Below are 19,855 nucleotides of genomic sequence, written 5' to 3'. Positions count from 1 at the left end.
CGTGCCGGCCGACAGTCCGTGCCGGCCATCGATGAGTCGGAAACCTGACCCCGGCCGGAACACTGCTGCGCTCACTACCTCGGCGACAAGTCGCACGCGGCCCTCGAACCCCTCCGCCGCGCGACAGGCAGCCACGCCGCTACCCCCACCGGAACCTCGCGAACGCCGACGCGGGCGGAGACCAGGACCGGAGACGATCGGCGGTCTCAGGCCGTGCAGCCGGATTGAGGGTGCGGGCGGGGCGCAGGGGCGATGGGGTTGGCTCCTACCGGGCGGTGAAGGGAAGTTCCGACGGTGGGTCGCACCGGAAATCGTTGGACGAGGAACTTGTATCGACTTACAATTTGTAACCGTGTACAGGATTGGCCAGGAGGTGACATCGTGCGGGCCATGAGCCGGGACGAGGTGCGGGGTGCGATCGCGAACCTTGACGCGGTCGGGAGCAAGGTGCGTCTGCCGGCCTGGTTCGACGAGGTCGCCTGGGACAAGCTCGACTACCTCGGGTGGCGAGATCCCCGAGCGCCATTGCGCGCCTACCTGGTCACCGACATCGACGGCACGGCGTCGGGCGCCATGCTCCGCCAGAATCCGAGCCGGGCTGAGCTCGGCGGGCGAGCGGTCATGTGCTCGCTGTGCCACTTCATGCGCCGCTTCAACGAGGTCGCCCTCTTCGCCGCGCCGCGCCCCTCTGCGGACAAGCGCCAGCGGCTGAGCACGCTCGGCATCCTCGTATGCACCGACCTCGACTGCGTTACGAAGGTGCACAGCGCGCCCGTCGTCGGGCCGCTCGGCCCACCGATCGACGAAATCATTCAGGCGCGCAGGGAGGGGCTTCGGGTGCGTACCGTCTCGTTCCTACGCTCGGTGTCGAGCACTCCGCGAAGCGTACGAGGGAGGGGATGATGGCATATCTGGCGCGTGCCGAGCGGCGCCGCACGATCGTGGAGGCGGCGGCCGCCGTGGTCGAGCGCGACGGCTTGAGCGCGGTGACGGCCAGAATCGTGGCGGACGAGCTTGGCGGGTCGCAGGGTCAGATCCACCACCACTTCGCGTCGACCGACGAGCTCGCCGGGGAGGCCTGGCGGCACTACGCCGCGCAGCAGATCGATGAGTACGAGCACGAGGTAGACGGCCTCGATGCGTACGACGCGCTCGTGCTCTTCTTCGCCGACCTCGTCAGCACCGACGGGGACGGGCACGCGCTTGCGCGGTGGGCCGAGGCGAACGCACACGCGCAGCAGCGTCCCCTTGTCGCGAGGAGCTACGTCGAGACGCTCACACGGCTGACCGACGTCCTCGCCTCGGTCTTGGCCGGGGACTCCGACGCCGCGCAGGCGCGAACGGCCGCCTGGCGGATCCTCATGCTTGGGGTCGGGCTCGCCGGGCTCACCCGCATCACCGAGGACTCACCCGTGCCGGCCCGTGACGTCATGCTGTCGGCGATCCGAGCAGAGACGGGCTGACGCTGACCCGCACCCTTCCTTGCGGGCGACCGCGACGACTTCCCGGCGGAACTCCGGCGGAACGCATGTGCGGCTATCCGGTCGGCTGTCCTGGCCGGACGGGGCGATCCTGTCGGCCCTGGGCCGCCTGCTGCCCCGCCGGCTACGCGGGCACATCGGATCGTCACACCGGCGACGTTGCTGGCCTGGCACCGCCGGCTGGTGCTACCCGAACAGACCCGGTCGGCCACCGATCAGCCACGAAATCCAGGACCTGGTGCTACGACTGGCCCGGGAGAACCCACGGTGGGGCCACCAGGAGCCCGCCAGGCTCCTGATCTCGGATGTCCGTCAAACCGCGTCAGGCCCACCGCTAGATCGGCGGTGCCAGAGGTGGGTTCTCTCTTGTGTTGGTCGGCTGTCGCATTGCGGAGTCGCCTCACGAGCTACGGTCGGTTACCGTCCGGCCTGGCCGTCATCGCGGATCGCGGCTACGAGCGGATGCCGAGAGCCGTGCGCTGGAATGCTCATGACGAGCCGGACCGCCTATTCTGATGCTGGTGAACGTCCGACAGCGTAAGAAGCTCACCGCCCGCCTGATGGCGTCGCTGTTGCGCGACGACCTTCCGGCCGTACTTACGCTGTTGCGTGCGGGGGCAGACCCGAACGCAGCAGACCATGACGGCACCACACCCCTATACCTGGCCGCAGTGCGGAACGACTGTGCGGCGGTGCGGATCCTCTTGAATGCCGGCGCGGACCCGAATGTCGAAAGCGGGCACGGCGAGGAAGGGACACCCCTGACGGGAGCCGCAGCGTGGGGGCACGACGACGCCGTCCGCGATCTGCTCACACAGGGCGCAGATCCGAACCTCCGCGAAGACCACGGCAGCGGACTGTCACCCCTCGAATGGGCCGCCCGAAGCGGCCACTCCAAGACGGAAGCGCTACTCAAAGCCGCAGGCGCGACACCACCATAGGCACCATGTGAGTGACGAGGACGCTGCGAGCCCACACGACTGCAACGCCTGGCCCCAGATGCTTTGGCTACTGGGTTGCAACCCGCTACCAGCGCACCATCGGCGGCAGGTCCGTTGTGCAGCAGGCGCAGCACCAGGCTGCCGGCGCCGCTGGGGTACCGCCGAGCTGGCGGCGCCGGTGGCGACGATCCCTGTGGACGGGGCTGCTGCGGCATCGACCGGATGAGCTGGTGCAGCTCCGGTGCGGCGCGTGGCAGATACGTCAAATCCCAGGCCAGCGAGCCGACGGCACCGGCCGCGGTCGTGTCCAGTGGGGCGAGGTCGTCGGGTACCTGCCGACCGGCGATAACGAACAGATCGCTTGGATGCAGGTCCAGGGCCGCGGCGAACCGGCGCAGCAGTGATGGAGCAGGCTCGCCCCCGTTGAGTACCGATGTGACCTCGGTTCCAGCCACGAATGCCCGACAGGTAAGCGCGCCGACGTCGATGCCACGCAGCTCGGCCAACCGCATCAACTGCACGCCGAACGCCGACGGTTCCTCCACCTTCCCACCCTACGGGCCCCCGCCACCTAAACTGAAGCCGCCAGCCCTCGCGCGCGGACCGCAGCAGTTGCGTGCACTCCCTCGGCGGTCACTCAATGGCTCCGCTGCACGTCAGCTTTTCAGATCACCCACGACAAGCATCAACTGCAGGGGAAGTTCCTTGTCCCAATGGCCGACCTCGACGACGATTCCGCGGTCGCCTATCTGCCACAGGTCGATCTCAAAGAACCAGCCTGTCAGGTACGCGAACAGAGATCTGCCTGGCTCATCGGGCGGAACACCGCCGTCGAAGTATGGTCTGAGGTCCTTTCGCCGGGGTTGCCCGTAGCGCGTGGTGATCGCTTGCGCCAACCGGGCACGGTCCGCCACGAACTCCGCGAATACCGGACCGAAAAGCTCATCACGAGTCTCATCATCCCAGAAGTCCTGGCTTGTCCGTACATCGACATGGTGGGGCTTCACTCCACCCCGAGCATCAGCTACGAAGGGCATAGAGAGGAGCTCGTCGAGCACGGAGAGACTCTGTTCCAGAGCGACAAGCGTAGGCAAGCCTGCAATCATTTGCTTACGTCCAGGGTAGCGGCGCCGCCGTGGTGGACGAGGCAGCAGCGGAGCGATCTCGGCCCACAAGTCGTCCGAGACGATCCACGGCGGCTGCTCACCCCTCCTCACGTTCAGACAGAACGGCCCTCACGTCCAACCAGTTACGCCCAACATCATTTAGTTAGGAGTTGTTAGCGGCGTACGCCTTGAGCGTCTCGGGCGGACCAGGGGCGGGGCCTGAGGTGCAACCACACGCGGTGTCACGGAGCCTCCGTCGCGGCGGTCGTCTGGTCGGCTTTGCGGGCGCAGTGCGGGCATCGTCGTGGGCAGGGCGTTTGCGGTGAGGCGTCGGTGAGGTCGCTGGCGTGCAGGATCGTGGTGACGGTCTGCGCGAGGGTGCTGGTCTCGGGGATGACGGTTTCTCCGGGGATGTCGAGCAGGTCGCGGTGGGTGTACCAGCGACGCATCTCGTCGGGGGTTACAGGGATGGGTTCGGCCCGGCTGAGGTGGCGCCGGACGGTCTCGTCGAAGGACACGTCCAGGTAGAAGACGGCGACCGGTCCGGGGTGGTTGTTGATGAGCTGGTGCAGCGCGGTGGCGTAGCGTTCGGTGTGCAGGATGCCTTCGAGGATGACGTGGTAGCCGAGGTCGAGTGCGGTGCGGGCGGTCGCGGTGATGAACGCCGGGGCAACCGGGTCGATGCTGGCACTGTCGTGTTCCCGGAGGACGGTTCTCCGCAGGTAGTCCTGCTCCAGCAGAGCCGCACCGCGCCCGAAGCAGCGCCGGGCCTCGCGGGCGGCCGTGGTCTTCCCGCTGCCGGAGTTTCCCCGAATGATCACCAACGTTGGGGGCACGAGCTTCGTGCGGTTCGACGTCGTCATGACGTGCCCCGTCAAGCGGTTGCGGTCTGTCGGGGCACCGTCGCGGCTGACGCGGTGGTGTCGTAGCCGGCAGCTTGGAGGGTGAACAGCTCGGCGTACCGTCCGTCGGCGCTCATGAGGTGGTCGTGGGTGCCGGCCTCGACGAGGTGGCCGTGGTGCAGGACGTAGATGCGGTCGGCGTGGCGGACGTTGGCCAGCCGGTGGGTGATCAGGATGGTGATGCCACGTCCTTGCCGGTCGCGGATGGCCTGGAAGAGGGCGTCCTCGGCGCGGGGGTCGAGGGCGGATGACGGTTCGTCCATGATGAGCAGGTCGGCGTCGCGTAGGAACCCGCGGGCGGCGGTGATGCGTTGCCACTGCCCGCCGGAGAGGTCTTGGCCGCCGGCGAAGGTGCGGTCGAGCAGCGTCTCGTACCCGTGTGGCAGTTCGGTGATCATGTCGTGGGCGACGGCGCGGTCGGCGGCGGCCTCGATGCGGGTTTGCTCGGCGGTGGTGGTGATGTCGCCGATGGCGATGTTGGTGGCGGCGGTGAAGGGCCACTTGTGGTATTCCTGCGTCACGACCCCGATCCGGGCCCGCAGCGCGTCGATGCCCCACTCGTCGACTGGTCGGCCGTTGTAGCGGACGCTGCCTCCGGTGGGCATGCGTAGGGTGGCGATCATGGTGGCGAGGGTGGACTTGCCGGAGCCGTTCTCCCCGACGAACGCCACCGTCTGCCCCGCCTCGATGGTCAGGGTGACCTGGTCAACGGCGGCGGTGTCGCGGTCGGGGTAGCGGAGGCTCACCGCGTCGACCGCGATCTCCTCCAGCCGGCCTGTCGCTGGCGTCTGGGCGGCCGGGCCGGTGTGCGGTGGCAGGTAATCGGCGGCGCGGGTCATGAAGCCGGTGTAGTCGCGGAAGTGCTGCCCCTCGGTGTAGACCCGGTCGATCTGGAAGGTGACCACGGACAGGGAGCGTTGCGCGGCCTGGACGGCGATGACGCAGGTCGCGGCGGCGGCGAGGGGGATCTGGCCGTCGATGAGCAGCAGGCCGAGCAGGACGTAGACCACGGCGGTCGCCACGCCGCCGATCATGGCGCCGACGGTGGTGGTCGTGGTGACCCGCCGCGCCAGGGCGAGTTGGATGCCGGTCTCGACGGCCATGACCCTGTCGTACTGATCGAGCAGGAAACCGCGCAGCCCGTAGGAGCGCAGCTCGGGGGCAGAGTCACGTTCGGCCATCAGCCGGTGCAGCAGCCACAACCGCCGGCGGCGTACCGACCCGGCGGCGTACGTCTGGTAGCTCAGATGCCCGGCGCGCAACGACGCCCACCCGTTCGGCACCGTCGCCACGAGCAGGGCGAGCAACAGCAGCGGGTGGACCACCACCACGGCGACCGCGACGGCGAGAACACCGGCGAGGCCGGCGAGCAGGTTCATCGATGCCTGCACCAGGCCGGTGGTGGAGTTCGCGCCGCGGGAGGCGCGTTCCATGTCGTCGGCAAATGCGTCGGCGTCGAACGCCTCCAGCCGCACCGCCGTGGTCACCTCGAACAGGCCGCGTTCGACCTCCCGGTCCACCTTCGGGGTCAGGCCGTTCTGCGCGTACCCCATGGCGGTGGCCATGCCGGCGCGCAACGCGGTCACCGCCGCGAGCGCTGCCAGGGCGGGCAGCGCGGCGGTCACCTTGTCGGCGGTCGGTCCGCCGGCGAACAGCTCCACCAGCACCCGCTGCGCCGCGAGAAGCCCGAACGCCGCCATCACCCCCGCGCCGACCGTCGTGGCCGCCACCACCGACGTCCGTACCCGGTCGGCGCGCCAGCTCACCACGAGCGCGGCCCAGACCAGCCGGGGCAGTTCGGAGAAGACGGCGAACAGGCCGGCCTGCGCCCGTGCCCGCACCCCGGTCTCCCACCACACCTCCCGCAACTCCGGCAACACCGAATCCCGCGGTGTCGTCCCGGGACGGGCAGGCGTGGGGTCAGGGTGGTCGGCTTTGGGCATGGCGGTACCTCTCCCGAAGGTGAGCAGGCTTAACTGCGCTGGGCGGTGGTGTCTCGATGGAGGACGGCAGGACTCGCAGGTGCCCCGTCGGTGATCTCGGCTGGCGCCACCGAGGGCTGTGCCCCGTCAGGAAGAGCCCGGGTGGCCTGCGGTCAGGTGACCCGGACGCCGTTTTCGAGGTAGTGGCAGCACCGGTCAGCGCGGGCGTGCAGCGCCTCGGTGACCCGGCGGGCCAGCAGCGGCCGTAACCGCCGGGCGGTCTGTGGCGGGTCGGACCACGCCCAACCCTTCAACTCGCCCGGCGGCACCACGATTCGTTCCGTCGTGGTGGCGTCGAGGGTGCCGCCGTCGTAGATGACCATGATGCCCTCGGTGCGTCCGTCCTGGGCCGGCACCCAGTCCACGACGAGCAACCGGCCCGGCGACAGGTCCAGACCGAGTTCCTCCCGGCACTCCCGGATCGCGGCCTGGTGTGGCGACTCGTCGGCCTCGACGCATCCGCCGGGGATCTCCCACTCCGCCTTGTAGACGGGTTCGACCAACAGAACCCGCTCGTCCGCGTCGGTGATCAGCAGCCCGGCGGCGATCCGCTTACGAGGCAGATCAACGGTGAAATCGCGGTGTCCGGAAGGCATGCGGAGACGGTAGGACGCGGCAGGGGCGACACGCCCGCAACGCCGTGCGCCGACATTGTCGGCAGATGCCGACACCAACTCCGACACCACGCCGACTTCGACAGCGCCGCCGCCCTGACCTGCCGACAACGGCCCCGTGACCCCGGGCGATCCTCGGTCGGCGGTCGGACGGAGCGGTCTCCGGCGGCCCAGAGATGTCACCGGCGGCGGCTATGGTGTTCGCTCATCGTGACCGCGGCGACCGGGGGTGGCAGCGATGGCCGACCACGACGAGATCACCGCCACCCGCCGTGCGCTCGGCCGTCATCTCGCCCACCTGCGTAAGGACGCCGGCCACACCCAGCACAGTCTCGCCCGGCTGGTGCAGTACGGGCGCAGCTCGGTGGCGAACACCGAGACCGGGCGGCAGCACCCCGAACGGCCGTTCTGGACCCGCTGCGACCAGGTGCTACGCACCGGCGGCGTGCTGACCGCCGAGTACGACCGCATCGCCGACCTGAACCACCACCGCCGCCACCTCCCGGCGGCCCCACCCCGCAGCACCAGCCTCACCAGCGCGGCGGTGTGGTGGGAGCACGAGGACACCATCACCACCCGCCGGTCGGCCCTGAGCGCCGCCATCGATGACGACGCGCGGCTGGCGCACCTGGAACACGAAGTCCGGCAGGCGATCGCCGACAACGAACGCTGCCCACCGGCGACCCTCGTGGCCCGGCTGCGTCCACTGCGGGCCTGCGTCGACCAGCTGATGACGGCCCGGCAGCACCCGCCACAACGCGCCCGGCTGTATACCGCCACCGCGCACCTGTCAGGGCTCCTCGCCGCCCTCGCCCTGGACCTACGCGCCTTCCGCGTCGCGCACGCCTACGCCGCCGAAGCCTTCGACCTCGCCCACGCCGCCCAACAACCCGACACACAGGCCTGGGCCCGCGCCACCCAAAGCCTGATCGCCTTCTACACCGGCAACCACCGCGACGCCCTCGCCTACGCCGAAGACGGCCTACGCCACGCCGGCACCGGCCCACACCGGATCCGCCTCGCGGTCAACGGCCAGGCGTGCGCACTCGCCCACCTCGGCGACCGGCACGGCGTCGACCGCGCCGTCGACCACGCGTTTCACCTTCTCACCCAGCACCCGCCGGACGGGCAGGTCAGCACCAGCCTCACCCTCGGCCCCTACTGCCCCACCTGGGCCGCGGCCAACGCGGCGACCGCCTACCTGGCCCTCGGCCACACCACCGACGTCGCCAGCCACCTCACCACCGCCATCGCCGCCTTCGACACCGCCCAGCTACGCGGCCCCCAAGCGCTCAGCCGCCTCGACCTGGCCACCGCCCACCTGCACGCCGGAGACCCCGACCAGGCAGCCGAGCTGGCGCTGCAGGCGCTCACCCTCACCGCCGAGCACCGCTTCGAATCCGTCCACCAGCGCACCCACCAGTTCCTCGCCGCCGCGCACCCCCTGCGCCACCATCCGCGGATACAGGACGTCGCGGACCTCCTCGCCGAACGCACACACCCGGGCACGGCGCCGCCCTCGGGCCTACGATCGCCGACATGATCAGCCGGGAACTGACCAGCCTGCGGCAACGGTGGACCGTCTACCAGGACCTGCTTACCCTCACCGAACACTGGTACTGGCGTCCCGGCTGGCACGCCGGCCGCCGCTTCTACACCTGGCACCTCACCTTCCAGGACCAACCGGCACTCCACCACCACGTCACCGACCTTCAACAGCAGCTCAGACTGCCTGGGTTGGACCTGGTACCAGTCGACGGCCTGCACCTGACCACGCAGGGCATCGGCTTCACCGACGAGGTATCCGACAGCGACATCGACGCGATCGTCGCCGAAGCCCGCCAACGGTGCGCCGGCCTGCCGCCGCTGGAACTGTCCCTCGGCCCCGTCGACCCCGACGCCGAAGGCATCGGACTGCTCGTCCAACCCTGGGAACCTGTCGAACGGGTCCGCGCCACCATCCGGGCCGCCATCGCCGCGGTATGGCCCACGGTCCCCGAACCGGCCGACGGGTTCCGGCCCCATGTCACGATCGCGTATAGCGGCGCAACCGCACCCACCGCCCCAATCCGCGCCCGGCTGGCCGAGCTGCGGCGTCTGCCCCCGGTGACGGCGACGATCAGCGAGGTGTCACTGATCGCGCTATACCGGGAACACCACACGTACCGATGGTCGACCGTGGCAGCCGTGCCCTTGAGCGGATGAAGCACGCCGGCCAGGACGTGATGCCGGTAAGACGAGTGATGGTCGCCGGCAACAGAAGCACCAGGTCGTACTCGGTGCTACCACCTGCGCGATGGCGCAGGCGACGATCGTGTCCGTCAACAGGGGTAGGTGATCGCCGTGTTGCTCGATACTGCCCACCGGTAGCACGGCGACCTCCGCGCCTCGGTTGGCTTCATCCGTGGTCGTCGCCATGGTCATAAATTCCGCGATCTCCCCGCGTCCCCGCAACCATCATGGTCAGCAACGCACCGTTACCCGGCATCTGTCGCCGAAAAGAACTGGCCCTCAAGCCGGTAGAAGAGCTTGTTGCCGTTCTGCGCGACACCGATCTTCTCGTAGAAGCGCTGCGCCTTCGCGTTGTCTCGATCGGTGGTCCACTCGATCCGACCGCAGGAGTTCGTGGGCGTGACCTTCAGCGTGGTCAGCGCCCGGTGAAAGAACCGCCGGGCTGCGGCGGTGTCTCGACGCGTCGAGACGCGCACGTCGATGGCTTGGCCATGCTGGTCCACGGCTCGGTAGATGTACCGCCAGATCCCGTTGACCTTGACGTAGGTCTCGTCAACGAACCAGCGGTCACCAGGTGAGTGACGAGCGAACCGGGGCGGCGTCGGCCAGCAGCGGGGTGAACCGCTGCACCCACCGGTAGACGTGACGTGATCCACCCCGACACCGCGCTCGACCAGCAGTTCCTCCACATCCCGGTACGAGAGGTTGAACCGCCAGGTACCAGCGGACCGCCAGCACGATCACCTCAGGCGGGAACCGGAACCCGACGAACGCCGACGACGGCGGGGACCAGGACCGGACACGGGACGACGACCACACCGGCCAAGCAGACCACACCAGGTAAGCCGGAGTCGATCATGCTTTCGCCCAACGCAGCAGACCCACCCCTTGTGCCGGCATCGATGTCGGCATATATTCGGCTGCATTATTGTTAACTTTCTTTACTGAATGTTGGAGGGGCATCCCATGCGACGGAGGCGACTACCGCATCTCATCGCCACGGCCGCCGCCAGCCTGCTGATGGTGCCGGCGGTCGTGGCACTGGCAGGTCAGGCGAGTTCCGCCGCGGTGGACCACGCGCAGTGCCGACCGGACGGGCTCTACCAGACGCCCGGCGTCACCACGCCCTACTGCGACGTCTACGACACCGATGGCCGCGAGGTCATGGACGCCGACCACAAGCGACGGATCATCGGCTACTTCACCAGCTGGCGCACGGGCAAGAACGGCGCACCGGCGTACCTGGCGAACCAGATCCCGTGGGACAAGATCACTCACATCAACTACGCGTTCGCCCACGTTGACCCGGCGAACAAGATCTCCATCGGTTCGCCCACCGCGCCCAACAACCCGGCCACCAACATGACCTGGCCCGGTGTGTCTGGCGCGGAGATGGATCCGGAGTACTCCTACACCGGCCACTTCAACCTGCTCAACAAGTTCAAGAAGCAGCACCCGCAGGTGAAGACGCTGGTCAGCGTGGGCGGCTGGGCCGAGACCGGCGGCTACATCGACGCCAACGGCGCCCGGATCGACTCCGGGGGCTTCTACCGGATGACCACGACCGGCAGCAACACCGTCAACACCGCCGGTATCAACACGTTCGCCGACTCGGTGGTCACCTTCCTGCGCACGTACGGCCTCGACGGCGTGGACATCGACTACGAGTACCCGACGTCGAACAACAAGGCCGGCCACCCGCTGGACTTCGCCCAGGCCGACGCCAAACGGGCCGGCCTGAACGCCTCCTACCAGGTGCTCATGCGGACCCTGCGGGAGAAGCTCGACGCCGCCGCAGCGGCCGACGGCAAGTACTACATGCTCACCGTCGCCGCGCCCGCCTCCGGCTGGCTGCTGCGCGGCATGGAGTCGTACCAGACGTTGCAGTACCTGGACTACGTCAACATCATGAGCTACGACCTGCACGGGGCCTGGAACCACTTCGTCGGCCCGAACGCCGCCCTCTACGACGACGGGCAGGACGCCGAACTCGCCGCCGGCGGCGTGTACGGGGCGTACCAGAACATCGGATACCTCAACACCGACTGGGCGTACCACTACTTCCGGGGCGCGATGCAGTCCGGCCGGATCAACATCGGCGTGCCGTACTACACGCGCGGCTGGCGGGGCGTGACCGGCGGCACCAACGGACTGTGGGGCCGGGCCGCGCTGCCCGACCAGACCAAGTGTCCCGCCGGAACAGGAGGGTCGGTCGGATCGACCACCCCGTGCGGCAACGGCGCGATCGGCATCGACAACGTCTGGCACGACCTGGAGAACGGTGCCGAGGTGGCGGGCGGAGCCAACCCGATGTGGCACGCGAAGAACCTCCAGGACGGGCGCAGCGGCAGCTACCTGGAGGCGTACGGGCTGACCCCGCAGACCGACCCGACCGACGTGCTGACCGGGAGCTACACCCGCCACTACTCGTCGAGCCTGGTCGCGCCGTGGCTGTGGAACTCCCAGAAGCAGGTCTACCTGTCCACGGAGGACGAACAGTCGATCGCCTCGAAGGCGGACTACGTCGTGGCCAAGGGCCTCGGCGGCATCATGATCTGGGAGCTGGCCGGCGACTACGCGTGGAACGCTCAGCGCGGCGAATACTACATGGGTAACACCATGACCAACCTGGTCTACGACAAGTTCCAGACCGCCAGCCCGTACGGGGAGCGGAAGGCGAAGATCGCCATGCCGACCCAGACGCTGAACGTCACGGCGACAATGAGCGGCTTCGCGCTCGGCGACAACAACTACCCGATCAACCCCGAACTGCGCCTGACCAACAACTCGGGTGCCACCATCCCCGCCGGTGCCCAGCTCGAGTTCGACTACCCCACCTCCGCACCCGGCACACTCGGACAGCAGTCCGGGTGGGCGCTGTCCGTGGTGTCCACCGGCCACACCGGCAGCAACGTCGGCGGACTGAAGGGCGACTTCCACCGGGTACGGCTCAACGTGCCGTCGGCCATCGCACCAGGCTCGTTCGCCGAGGTCACCCTCAACTACAGCCTGCCGATCGCCGGCCCATCGAACTTCACGCTCAGCTTCGGCGGCCAGACCTACGCCCTGACGGCCGACCACGCCCGCGGCGCGGTCACTCCGTCGCCCACGGCATCCGCGTCGCCCACGGTATCGACGTCCCCCACCTCCGGCACCTGCTCCGCCCCTGCGTGGAACCCGACGACCGTCTACACCGGCGGCCAGCAGGTCTCGCACCAGGGACACCGTTACCGGGCCAAGTGGTGGACGCAGGGCGACAACCCGGCCAACAGCGGGCAGTGGGGCCCCTGGGACTCGCAGGGCCCCTGCTGACCGAGAAACGCTCCTGATCCAGCAGGGTCAGGGCTGATGCGAAGGCGGGTGCCTCCCTGGGGCACCCGCCTTTCACTCACTCCTGCCGGTCGCGCTGGTCAGGCACAGCCGCGCTGCGCCACCCACGTGACGCGTCCTGGCCCGGCAGATCGCCTTGTCGCCCCACTGCGCCGTGTCTACGGTGAGGCGATGATCTCGTGACTGCTGGCGGTCACCTCGATGCGGACGACCCGGCTCGCCTCGCGCGGTTCTGGGCCGGCATGCTCGGCCGGGAGGTGGTCGCCCACGCCGGCACTGGAGCGTGTTGATCCTGGTCATGCACGGAGAGTAAGGAGGTATTCACAGGAATGGCTAGACAGAAAGAAGCCCCCTACCGCCTTAAAAGGCTGGCAGGGGGCTGTCTGTGCGCCCGAAGGGACTCGAACCCCTAACCTTCTGATCCGTAGTCAGATGCTCTATCCGTTGAGCTACGGGCGCTTGCTGCTCGACCAGTCTACACACCGGCTTTCGCGCGGAGACTCCGGGATTCGAACCCGGGAGGGGCTTTAAGACCCCAACCGCATTAGCAGTGCGGCGCCATAGACCAGACTAGGCGAAGTCTCCTCGGTGACCCGCAGACCACCGCGCCCGAGAATACAGGCCCGCACCCGTCCGGAGCAAAGCGACTACCGGAGCCGGGGCGAAGGCACCTGAGGAGGACCGCGTGGTCGCCGCTTCCCACCCAGGCGATTCGCCGGTGTGCGACACCGGATCAGGGCTACGATTCATCGACATGGAGGAGCAGCCGCCAAGCGACCCGCCCCGCCGCGAGCCTGGTGAGGGCACGCGCCGACGCCGTCCTCCGCGCGCGGCCTTCACGCCGCCCGTCCCCCCTCCCGATCCCGCTGCGGCCCCCGCCGACGCCCCGCCTCCGGACCTGACGAGGCCACAGCCACGCCGGGCCCGGGCGGCGGCCCCCACCGTGCTCTTCCAACCGCCAGATCCCCACCGACCGGCTCCGCTACCGGCCCCCAGATCCGCCGCGGGCCGGCCGGTCCCGGCCACCGAAGCGGCCGAACCGCCTCAGCCGCCGACGGGCACGGCCAGCCAAGACGATCAGGAACACAGCGGCACCGACGCCGCATCCCCCTCGGCGGCCGAGTCGGAACCGGTCGCCCCGCGCAACGCCCGTTCCGAGGCTACTGAGACGGACGTCACCGCCGTCGGCTCGGCCCCCGGGGCACGGGCCACTCGGAGAACCCCAGCTCGGAAGACCCCCGTTCGGAAGGCAACTGCGGCCAAGGAGGCCGCCAGTGGGGCCCCGGCCGAGGAGGACGCCACCCCGACCACGGCCGGCAGGACCGCCATGCCGAAGAGGACCGCCACGACAAGGAAGACGACCACCGCGCCCAGGAAGAGGTCCGAGCCCGGGAAGGCCACCGAGCCCGAGGAAACCACCACCCTCGGACGGACCGCCGCCCTGAGGGAGACCTCCGCCCCGAAGGAGACCACCGGCGTCGCCCAGCCGAAGAAAGCCGCCGTCCCCCGGAGGAAGGCCACCACCCCAGCGGAGCCAGCCACCCCGAAGACTGCGACCCCGGAGGCGGCCACCCCAGCGGAGCCAGCCACCCCGAAGACTGCGACCCCGGAGGCGGCCACCCCAGCGAGGGTCACCCCCGAGACAGTCACCGTGGAGACAGTTGCGCCCTCGATGGCTGGTCCGGAGACCGCAGGCATCGAGGCTGCTGCCGGGGCGGGTGGCCGGGCGCCGGAGGCGGCGTCGGCGCGTACCGACGTGGGCGGCCTGCGGGCGGCGGCCGTGCGGATGCTCGACCACCCGGGCTTCGCCCCGGAGCTGCTGGCCCTGGCGGCGGTCCGGGCGCTGGGGCCGGGGGCGCGCGACTGGGCGGCGTCCCTCCGGGGCGTCTACCCCGACGCGACGCCGGACGGGCTGGCCCGGCTCGCGACCCGGCGGTTCGTCCGGCTGGCTGCGGCGGGCGGGGCGACGGCGGCGCTCGCTGGCCTGATCGCGCCGGTTGCGGAGCTGGCGGCGGTGCTCTGGACGCAGGCCGGCCTGGTGCTGCACCTGGCGGCGGCGTACGGCCGGGATCCGGCCGACCCGGAACGGGCGGTGGAGCTGCTGGTGCTGACCCGGGTGCATCCGGACGCGGAGAGCGCCCGGGTGGCGTTGGCGGCGGCGGAGGCGGCGACCGACCCGGTCGAGCAGCCGTGGCCCCGGGTGGCTGAGGCTGCCTGGCGGTTGGCCGCGCCGCTGGCCGTGCAGGCCGGGGGTTGGCTGGGGCTGCGGGTGGCGTCCCGGCTGGTGCCGGGCGCGGCGGTGCTGGCCGCCGCGGTGGGCGGCTCGGCCGCCGCCGAGCGGCTGGCCGCGCGGGCGGTCGACGCCTACCGTCCACCGCGCGCCCGCTGACGGCAGCGCCCGCCGGGATGGGCGGGCGGAGCGGAATCGACGCGTGGCGCGGACGTCGGGTTGCAGGGCGGCCCGTCAGAGCCAGTCGAACCAGGACCTGGGCAGGAGGGCGTAGCCGACGAAGGCGACCACGTCGAGCAGGGTGTGCGCGATGATCAGCGGCAGCACCCGCTTGGTGCGCAGGTAGAAGAAGGAGAACACGACGCCCATCACGGCGTTGCCAAGAAACGCGCCGAAGCCCTGGTAGAGGTGGTAGGAGCCGCGCAGGACGGCGCTCGCGGCGATCACCGCGCCGAGCCGCCACCGGAGCTGGCGCAGCCGGGTGACCAGGTAGCCGACCACGATCACTTCCTCCAGCACGGCGTTCTGCACGGCGGCGAGGATCAGCACCGGGACCGCCCACCAGACCTCCGGCAGGCCGGCCGGGACGAGGGTGGCGTTGACGCCGAGCTGCGCGGCGGCCCAGAACAGCGCCAGGCCGGGCAGGCCGATGAGCGCCGCCAGGCCCGCGCCCCGGGCCAGGTCGGATCCGGGCCGGCGCAGGTCCACCCCGAGGGTACGGCCGGGGTCGCCGGGGTCGCGCGCCAGCAGGTGTACGGCGAGCAGCACCGGCAGCAGCGCGAAGACGATGCCGAGGAGCTGGTACGTCAGGTCGAGCCAGGGGCGGGCCGACTGGGAGGTGTTCAGCGCTGCGGTCTGCTTCGACAGCGGCCCGTCGGCGGTCAGCTTCGCGATGATCGACACGAGCGCGTAAACCGCCGACTGCCCGAGCGAGAGCCCGAGCACCAGCAGCGTCTCCGTGCCGAGGACCCGGCGGGACGCCGGCCGGTTGAGCTCAACGGTCACCGCACCACTGTGCCCGACTCCGACGGCCAGCGGGACAACGGGCCGAGGGGCGGCATGAGGAGATCGCACATTCTGTGCGACCGGTGCACACGCTCCGTGGACATTCTATGGGGGCCCGATCCGCCGGTCAGGAGGAGGAGCGTCTTGGACAACGTCGCGCAGCTGCTGAAGGAGAGCTGGACCCTGGTCGAGGAGGACCGGGGCCGGTTGAGCGGTCATTTCTACGCCCGGCTCTTCCTCCTCGACCCCGCGCTGCGCCCGCTCTTTCCGGCGGCGATGACCGGCCAGGGCGACCGCATCCTGGACGCGATCGTCACGGCGACCCAGGTGGTGGACGACCCGGAGAGCTTCGACGAGTACCTGCGTTCGCTGGGCCGGGACCACCGGAAGTACCACGTCGACTCGGCGCACTACGAGACCATGGGCGTCGCTCTGCTGGACGCGCTGCGCAGCACCGCCGGTGACGGCTGGAACCTGGAGTACGACCAGGCGTGGCGGGACGCGTACGCGGCAATCGTCGAGAAGATGCTGGCCGGGGCGGCGGCGGACGAGAACCCGCCGTACTGGCACGCCGAGGTGCTGACCCACGAGCGGCACGGCCCGGACACGGCGGTCCTGACCGTCCGCGCCCTCCAGCATCCGCTGCCCTGGCGGGCCGGCCAGTACGTCAGCGTCGAGGTCCCCCGGCACCTGCCCCGGGTGTGGCGGACGTACTCGGTGGCGAACGCCCCGAACGACGACAACGTCCTGGAGTTCCATGTCCGGACGCCGTCGGGGGCGGGCTGGGTGTCCGGGGCGCTGGTGCGCCGTACGAGGCCGGGGGACCTGCTCCGAGTCGCCGCGCCGATGGGGTCGATGACCCTGGACCGCTCCTCCGAGCGGGACATCCTGTGCGTCGCCGGCGGGGTCGGGTTGGCCCCGGTCAAGGCACTGGTCGAGGAGTTGACCGACTGGAACCGGACCCGCTGGGTGCACGTCTTCTACGGCGCCCGGCACGCCGACGACCTGTACGCGCTGGACGGGCTGCGGGAACTGGTGACCACCCACCCCTGGCTCTCGGTCACCCCGGCGTGCAGCGCGGAGCCGGACTTCGACGGGGAGCGGGGCGACATCTCGGAGGTGGTGGCCCGGTACGGCCCGTGGACCGCCCACGACTGCTACGTCTCGGGCTCGGCCCGGATGGTCCGGGCGACCCTGCGGGCGCTCGCCGGGGACGACGTGCCGCCTCCGAACATCCGGTATGACACCTTCGGCGAGCTGTAGCACGACGCCGTTCGGCGTTCGGCGAACGCGCCGGGACGCCCGGACGAAGACCTTCCTCCCCCCGAAAAGGACCGGGTCGCGTGCCTCCGCCCCCTGGGGCACGCGACCCGGTCCGCACCCTCGCTCGTCTCTCAGTACCGCCAGGGGTTGCCGGTCTCGCGGTACTCCTCCACCGGCACCAGCGGCACGCCGGGCGTCATCCGGTCGACGTACAGCCGGCCCTCCAGGTGGTCGATCTCGTGCGCGACGAGCCGGGCCATGGCGAACTCGAAGGAGGTGATCATCCGGCCGCCGTCGCACTGCGCGTGCTCCACGTCGATGCGCAGCGGCCGGGGCACGAGCCCCCGGTGGTCGAAGAAGGAGAGGCAGCCCTCGTACTGTTCGTCGGTGTCCGGGGACGAGTCGACCACCCGGGGGTTGAGCAGGATCACCGGATCAGCACCCCGGTCGGGCGGGCGGACCACGGCGGCGGCCCAGGCGAGGCCGAGCTGGGGGGCGGCGATGCCGACGCCCTTGCTGAACGGGTGCAGCTCGTCGAGCCGGACCAGCGCCGAGCTGAGCCGGTCGACCACGTCGCGGGCGGACGCCTCGTCGGCGGGCAGGTTGAACTGGCGGCTGGGCTGGCGCAGCAGGTCCGCGCCGCGCTGCACGATGCCGAGCCCTCGCATCCGGTCGCTGGCCCGGACCCGGCCGCCGACCGGCCCGCCGGAGTCGGACTCGGGCGGGCGGCTGCGGAACCGCCACTGCAACCGGTACCGGGCGTTGAGCGGCGGGTCCTCGGTGGCCCAGTCGAAGATCGCCCGGCCGCCGCGCTCGTGCCGGCTGATCGGGCGGCGCAGCGGCCCCTCCTCGGACGAGAGCGAGGTCTCCACCCCCCATACCTGGGGGGCCAGGTCCGTGGGCAGGTCGAGCCGGACCGCCAGGTGCCGGGTCGGCAGGCGTACGGCACGTTGGAACCAGGGGCCCCACTTCTCCCGGCTCACCCGGTACGCGTACTCGATGGTGGCCCGCTCGCCGGGGTAGAGCGGGAAGCGGCCCTCGTCGTTCTCGAAGAGCAGCCAGATCTCCTTGAACGCGTCCCGGTCGTGCTTGGCCCGCCAGTGCATCGGCTCGGGCTCTCCGCCGTCGTACCGGTACGACAGCAGTTGCAGCTCGGCGAAGGTGAGCGGGTGTTCCCGGTGGTGCCGGTTCGACCGGCCGGGGTCGTTGGGGTACCGGTCGACGGCGACCCGGACCAGGTAGCGGGTCACCGGTTCGGTACCGGCGTTGTAGAGCTCCCGGCGGATGACGCACCGGTAGCCCTCGTCGGTGTGGGTGAGGGTGGCCAGTTCGCCCTCCACGATCAGCCCGGTGCCGGGGGGCATCCACTGGCCGGGGGCGGGGTGGTCGCGATGGGGCGGGGTGGGGCGGCCGTGCCGGAGTTCGTCGTACTCCCGGAAGCGCTGCCAGATCGCGCCGCTGGCCGCCAGGACGGCCTCGGCCCGGCGGGCGAAGTCCTCGGTCGGCCGGTGCCGGCGTCCCTCGACGTGGCTGACGTAGGACGGGTCGAAGCCCATCAGCGTGGCCAGTTGCTTCTTGGACATCCCCCGCTCGGTCCGCTGCCGGGCGAGTTCGGCCGCGAACGAGTCAGCGGCCCGCTCGATGGGAGAGGTCGTCATCAGCTTCCTCAACGCCGGGGAGTATCAGTTTCACTTTCCGTACGTGAACGCGCACGGATTTGGCATCTTGTCGACACTCGGCTTGACAATCCACGCATGAACGTCAATACCGCCGGCGGCCCGACCCGCCCCGGCCGACCGGGTTCTCCCCGGTCCTGGCCGGGTACCGCCCCCGCACGCCCCCGAGGCCGTGGAGCCCGCCAGGGTGACGGCCGCCTCCCGGTCGCCGCAGATCGGGGCTTTCCCTATCCCCGAAGCGTTGGTTAGGCTAGCCTTAGTTCACGGCTCGGAGCTTCGGTCGAGGGGAGATGCGGTGACAGCGGTGATGCCCGCGCGGGAAACCGCGACGCCCCTCGCCCCCGTGACCGCGACCCTGCGGGCCATGTTCGGCACCGACGACCTGCCCGGGCTCGCGCCGGGCCTGCTGGTGACCGACGACCGGTTCGGCTGGGCCCCGGCCACCACCCTGGTCGACGGGACCCGGCTGCCCGAGCTGCTGCACGCCGCCGCCCTGCTCTGGGGCGGCACCCCGCACGCCTGCGCCGCGCTGGCCTGGAAGTCGTACAGCTACTGGGTCGCCCTGCCGGCCGTGCTCGGCTGGGCGGCGGCCCGCCGGGTGCCGCTGCTCGACCCGGCCGACGTGCTGATCCACTTCGAGGACCACCGCCCGCTGGTCACCCTCGGGCTTCGCCGGTCCACCACCGTCGCGGTGCTCCCCGGCGACCCGCTGGCCCTGGCGGGGCTACCGGAGGTCCGGGTTGTCGCCGACGAGGCCGCGCTGCTGGCCGTGCTCCGCGCCTCACTGCTCGACGCCCACCTCGCCCCGCTGGTCACCGCTATCCAGGCGGAGGTCCGCATCGGCACCCGTACGCTGCTCGGCTCCGTCGCCTCCGGCATCGCGCACGGCGTGCTGCGGGCCGCCGACGTGCTGCCCGGCCCCGCGACCCGGCACGTCGAGACGCTGCTGCACGCCCTCGACCTGGCGGACCTGGTCGAGCTGGTGCCCGGCCCGGCCGGCGAGCCGACAGTCCAGCGTCGCACCTGCTGCCTGGCCTTCACCCTGCCCAAGCCGAAGGTCTGCCAGGGCTGCTGCCTCCGCTGACACGGACTG

General features: G+C 70.4%; 18 protein-coding genes, 2 tRNA genes and 1 pseudogene. 10 read left to right on the top strand and 11 right to left on the bottom strand.

What is annotated here, in order from left to right; genetic code table 11:
* The first annotated feature begins 390 nt into the window (after window positions 1-390).
* The 3 genes from ACH4T9_RS27795 (at window position 391) to ACH4T9_RS27785 (ending at window position 2,422) form a co-directional block, all read left to right on the top strand.
* The gene (locus tag ACH4T9_RS27795; protein ID WP_396672016.1) at window positions 391-903 is read left to right on the top strand and encodes an FBP domain-containing protein; all 513 of its coding nucleotides are present in this window, start codon (window positions 391-393) and stop codon (window positions 901-903) included.
* Window positions 903-1,463 (top strand): TetR family transcriptional regulator, encoded by a 561-nt coding sequence (locus ACH4T9_RS27790; protein ID WP_396672015.1) that lies wholly within the window; start codon window positions 903-905, stop codon window positions 1,461-1,463. The genes ACH4T9_RS27795 and ACH4T9_RS27790 overlap by 1 nt, the downstream gene beginning before the upstream one ends.
* Before the next feature lie 539 nt (window positions 1,464-2,002).
* Complete coding sequence (locus tag ACH4T9_RS27785) at window positions 2,003-2,422, top strand: ankyrin repeat domain-containing protein (protein ID WP_396672014.1); 420 nt, start codon at window positions 2,003-2,005, stop codon at window positions 2,420-2,422.
* A 656-nt stretch (window positions 2,423-3,078) separates the two neighbouring features.
* On the opposite strand, the gene ACH4T9_RS27780 is transcribed toward ACH4T9_RS27785, so the two are convergent.
* From ACH4T9_RS27780 to ACH4T9_RS27765, 4 genes are all read right to left on the bottom strand, one after another.
* The gene (locus ACH4T9_RS27780; protein WP_396672013.1) at window positions 3,079-3,480 is read right to left on the bottom strand and encodes a hypothetical protein; all 402 of its coding nucleotides are present in this window, start codon (window positions 3,478-3,480) and stop codon (window positions 3,079-3,081) included.
* Window positions 3,481-3,770: 290 nt separating this feature from the next.
* Window positions 3,771-4,391: an AAA family ATPase gene (locus ACH4T9_RS27775; RefSeq protein WP_396672012.1), complete on the bottom strand. Its 621-nt coding sequence runs from the start codon at window positions 4,389-4,391 to the stop codon at window positions 3,771-3,773.
* An 11-nt stretch (window positions 4,392-4,402) separates the two neighbouring features.
* Window positions 4,403-6,373 (bottom strand): ABC transporter ATP-binding protein, encoded by a 1,971-nt coding sequence (locus ACH4T9_RS27770; protein ID WP_396672011.1) that lies wholly within the window; start codon window positions 6,371-6,373, stop codon window positions 4,403-4,405.
* Window positions 6,374-6,525: 152 nt separating this feature from the next.
* Window positions 6,526-7,008 (bottom strand): NUDIX domain-containing protein, encoded by a 483-nt coding sequence (locus ACH4T9_RS27765; RefSeq protein WP_396672010.1) that lies wholly within the window; start codon window positions 7,006-7,008, stop codon window positions 6,526-6,528.
* A 256-nt stretch (window positions 7,009-7,264) separates the two neighbouring features.
* Between ACH4T9_RS27765 and ACH4T9_RS27760 the strand changes: the two genes are divergently transcribed.
* Both ACH4T9_RS27760 and ACH4T9_RS27755 read left to right on the top strand, forming a co-directional pair.
* Window positions 7,265-8,569, top strand: a complete 1,305-nt coding sequence (locus tag ACH4T9_RS27760) for a helix-turn-helix domain-containing protein (protein WP_396672009.1) — start codon at window positions 7,265-7,267, stop codon at window positions 8,567-8,569.
* A complete protein-coding gene (locus ACH4T9_RS27755; protein WP_396672008.1) occupies window positions 8,566-9,231 on the top strand; it encodes a 2'-5' RNA ligase family protein in 666 nt (221 codons plus the stop codon). The genes ACH4T9_RS27760 and ACH4T9_RS27755 overlap by 4 nt, the downstream gene beginning before the upstream one ends.
* Here the strand turns inward: ACH4T9_RS27755 and ACH4T9_RS27750 are convergent.
* Window positions 9,169-9,444, bottom strand: coding sequence for a creatininase family protein (locus ACH4T9_RS27750; protein WP_396672007.1), 276 nt, complete (start codon window positions 9,442-9,444; stop codon window positions 9,169-9,171). The two genes, ACH4T9_RS27755 and ACH4T9_RS27750, sit on opposite strands and share 63 nt — an antisense overlap.
* Before the next feature lie 59 nt (window positions 9,445-9,503).
* Window positions 9,504-10,077, bottom strand: a pseudogene (locus ACH4T9_RS27745) (IS6 family transposase).
* A 147-nt stretch (window positions 10,078-10,224) separates the two neighbouring features.
* Between ACH4T9_RS27745 and ACH4T9_RS27740 the strand changes: the two are divergent.
* A complete protein-coding gene (locus ACH4T9_RS27740) occupies window positions 10,225-12,570 on the top strand; it encodes a chitinase C-terminal domain-containing protein (protein WP_396672006.1) in 2,346 nt (781 codons plus the stop codon).
* Between the two features lie 197 nt (window positions 12,571-12,767).
* On the top strand, window positions 12,768-12,878 hold the full coding sequence (locus ACH4T9_RS27735) for a VOC family protein (protein WP_396672005.1): 111 nt from the start codon (window positions 12,768-12,770) through the stop codon (window positions 12,876-12,878).
* 96 nt (window positions 12,879-12,974) lie between these two features.
* Here the strand turns inward: ACH4T9_RS27735 and ACH4T9_RS27730 are convergent.
* The 3 genes from ACH4T9_RS27730 to ACH4T9_RS27720 all read right to left on the bottom strand — a co-directional run bounded on the left by ACH4T9_RS27730 (window position 12,975) and on the right by ACH4T9_RS27720 (window position 14,223).
* Window positions 12,975-13,047: transfer RNA gene (locus ACH4T9_RS27730), tRNA-Arg, on the bottom strand.
* Window positions 13,048-13,082: 35 nt separating this feature from the next.
* Window positions 13,083-13,173: transfer RNA gene (locus tag ACH4T9_RS27725), tRNA-Ser, on the bottom strand.
* A gap of 492 nt (window positions 13,174-13,665) precedes the next feature.
* Window positions 13,666-14,223: a hypothetical protein gene (locus ACH4T9_RS27720; RefSeq protein ID WP_396672004.1), complete on the bottom strand. Its 558-nt coding sequence runs from the start codon at window positions 14,221-14,223 to the stop codon at window positions 13,666-13,668.
* A gap of 37 nt (window positions 14,224-14,260) precedes the next feature.
* Between ACH4T9_RS27720 and ACH4T9_RS27715 the strand changes: the two genes are divergently transcribed.
* Entirely contained in the window at window positions 14,261-14,977 is a 717-nt protein-coding gene (locus tag ACH4T9_RS27715) for a hypothetical protein (RefSeq protein ID WP_396672003.1), read from the top strand.
* 75 nt (window positions 14,978-15,052) lie between these two features.
* On the opposite strand, the gene ACH4T9_RS27710 is transcribed toward ACH4T9_RS27715, so the two are convergent.
* The gene (locus ACH4T9_RS27710) at window positions 15,053-15,823 is read right to left on the bottom strand and encodes a CPBP family intramembrane glutamic endopeptidase (RefSeq protein ID WP_396672002.1); all 771 of its coding nucleotides are present in this window, start codon (window positions 15,821-15,823) and stop codon (window positions 15,053-15,055) included.
* Window positions 15,824-15,967: 144 nt separating this feature from the next.
* Between ACH4T9_RS27710 and ACH4T9_RS27705 the strand changes: the two genes are divergently transcribed.
* Window positions 15,968-17,086, top strand: a complete 1,119-nt coding sequence (locus tag ACH4T9_RS27705) for a globin domain-containing protein (protein WP_396672001.1) — start codon at window positions 15,968-15,970, stop codon at window positions 17,084-17,086.
* A gap of 131 nt (window positions 17,087-17,217) precedes the next feature.
* On the opposite strand, the gene ACH4T9_RS27700 is transcribed toward ACH4T9_RS27705, so the two are convergent.
* Complete coding sequence (locus ACH4T9_RS27700) at window positions 17,218-18,744, bottom strand: peptide deformylase (protein WP_396672000.1); 1,527 nt, start codon at window positions 18,742-18,744, stop codon at window positions 17,218-17,220.
* Window positions 18,745-19,069: 325 nt separating this feature from the next.
* Here ACH4T9_RS27700 and ACH4T9_RS27695 point away from each other — a divergent pair, with 325 nt between their 5' ends.
* Window positions 19,070-19,846: an IucA/IucC family C-terminal-domain containing protein gene (locus ACH4T9_RS27695; RefSeq protein ID WP_396672085.1), complete on the top strand. Its 777-nt coding sequence runs from the start codon at window positions 19,070-19,072 to the stop codon at window positions 19,844-19,846.
* Window positions 19,847-19,855: the final 9 nt, after the last annotated feature.

Origin of the sequence: Micromonospora sp. NPDC020750, assembly GCF_044334565.1 — a bacterium.
GTDB lineage: Bacteria > Actinomycetota > Actinomycetes > Mycobacteriales > Micromonosporaceae > Micromonospora.
The sequence above is the reverse complement of the archived record's forward strand: the minus strand, read 5'-3'. Positions and strand labels throughout refer to the sequence as shown.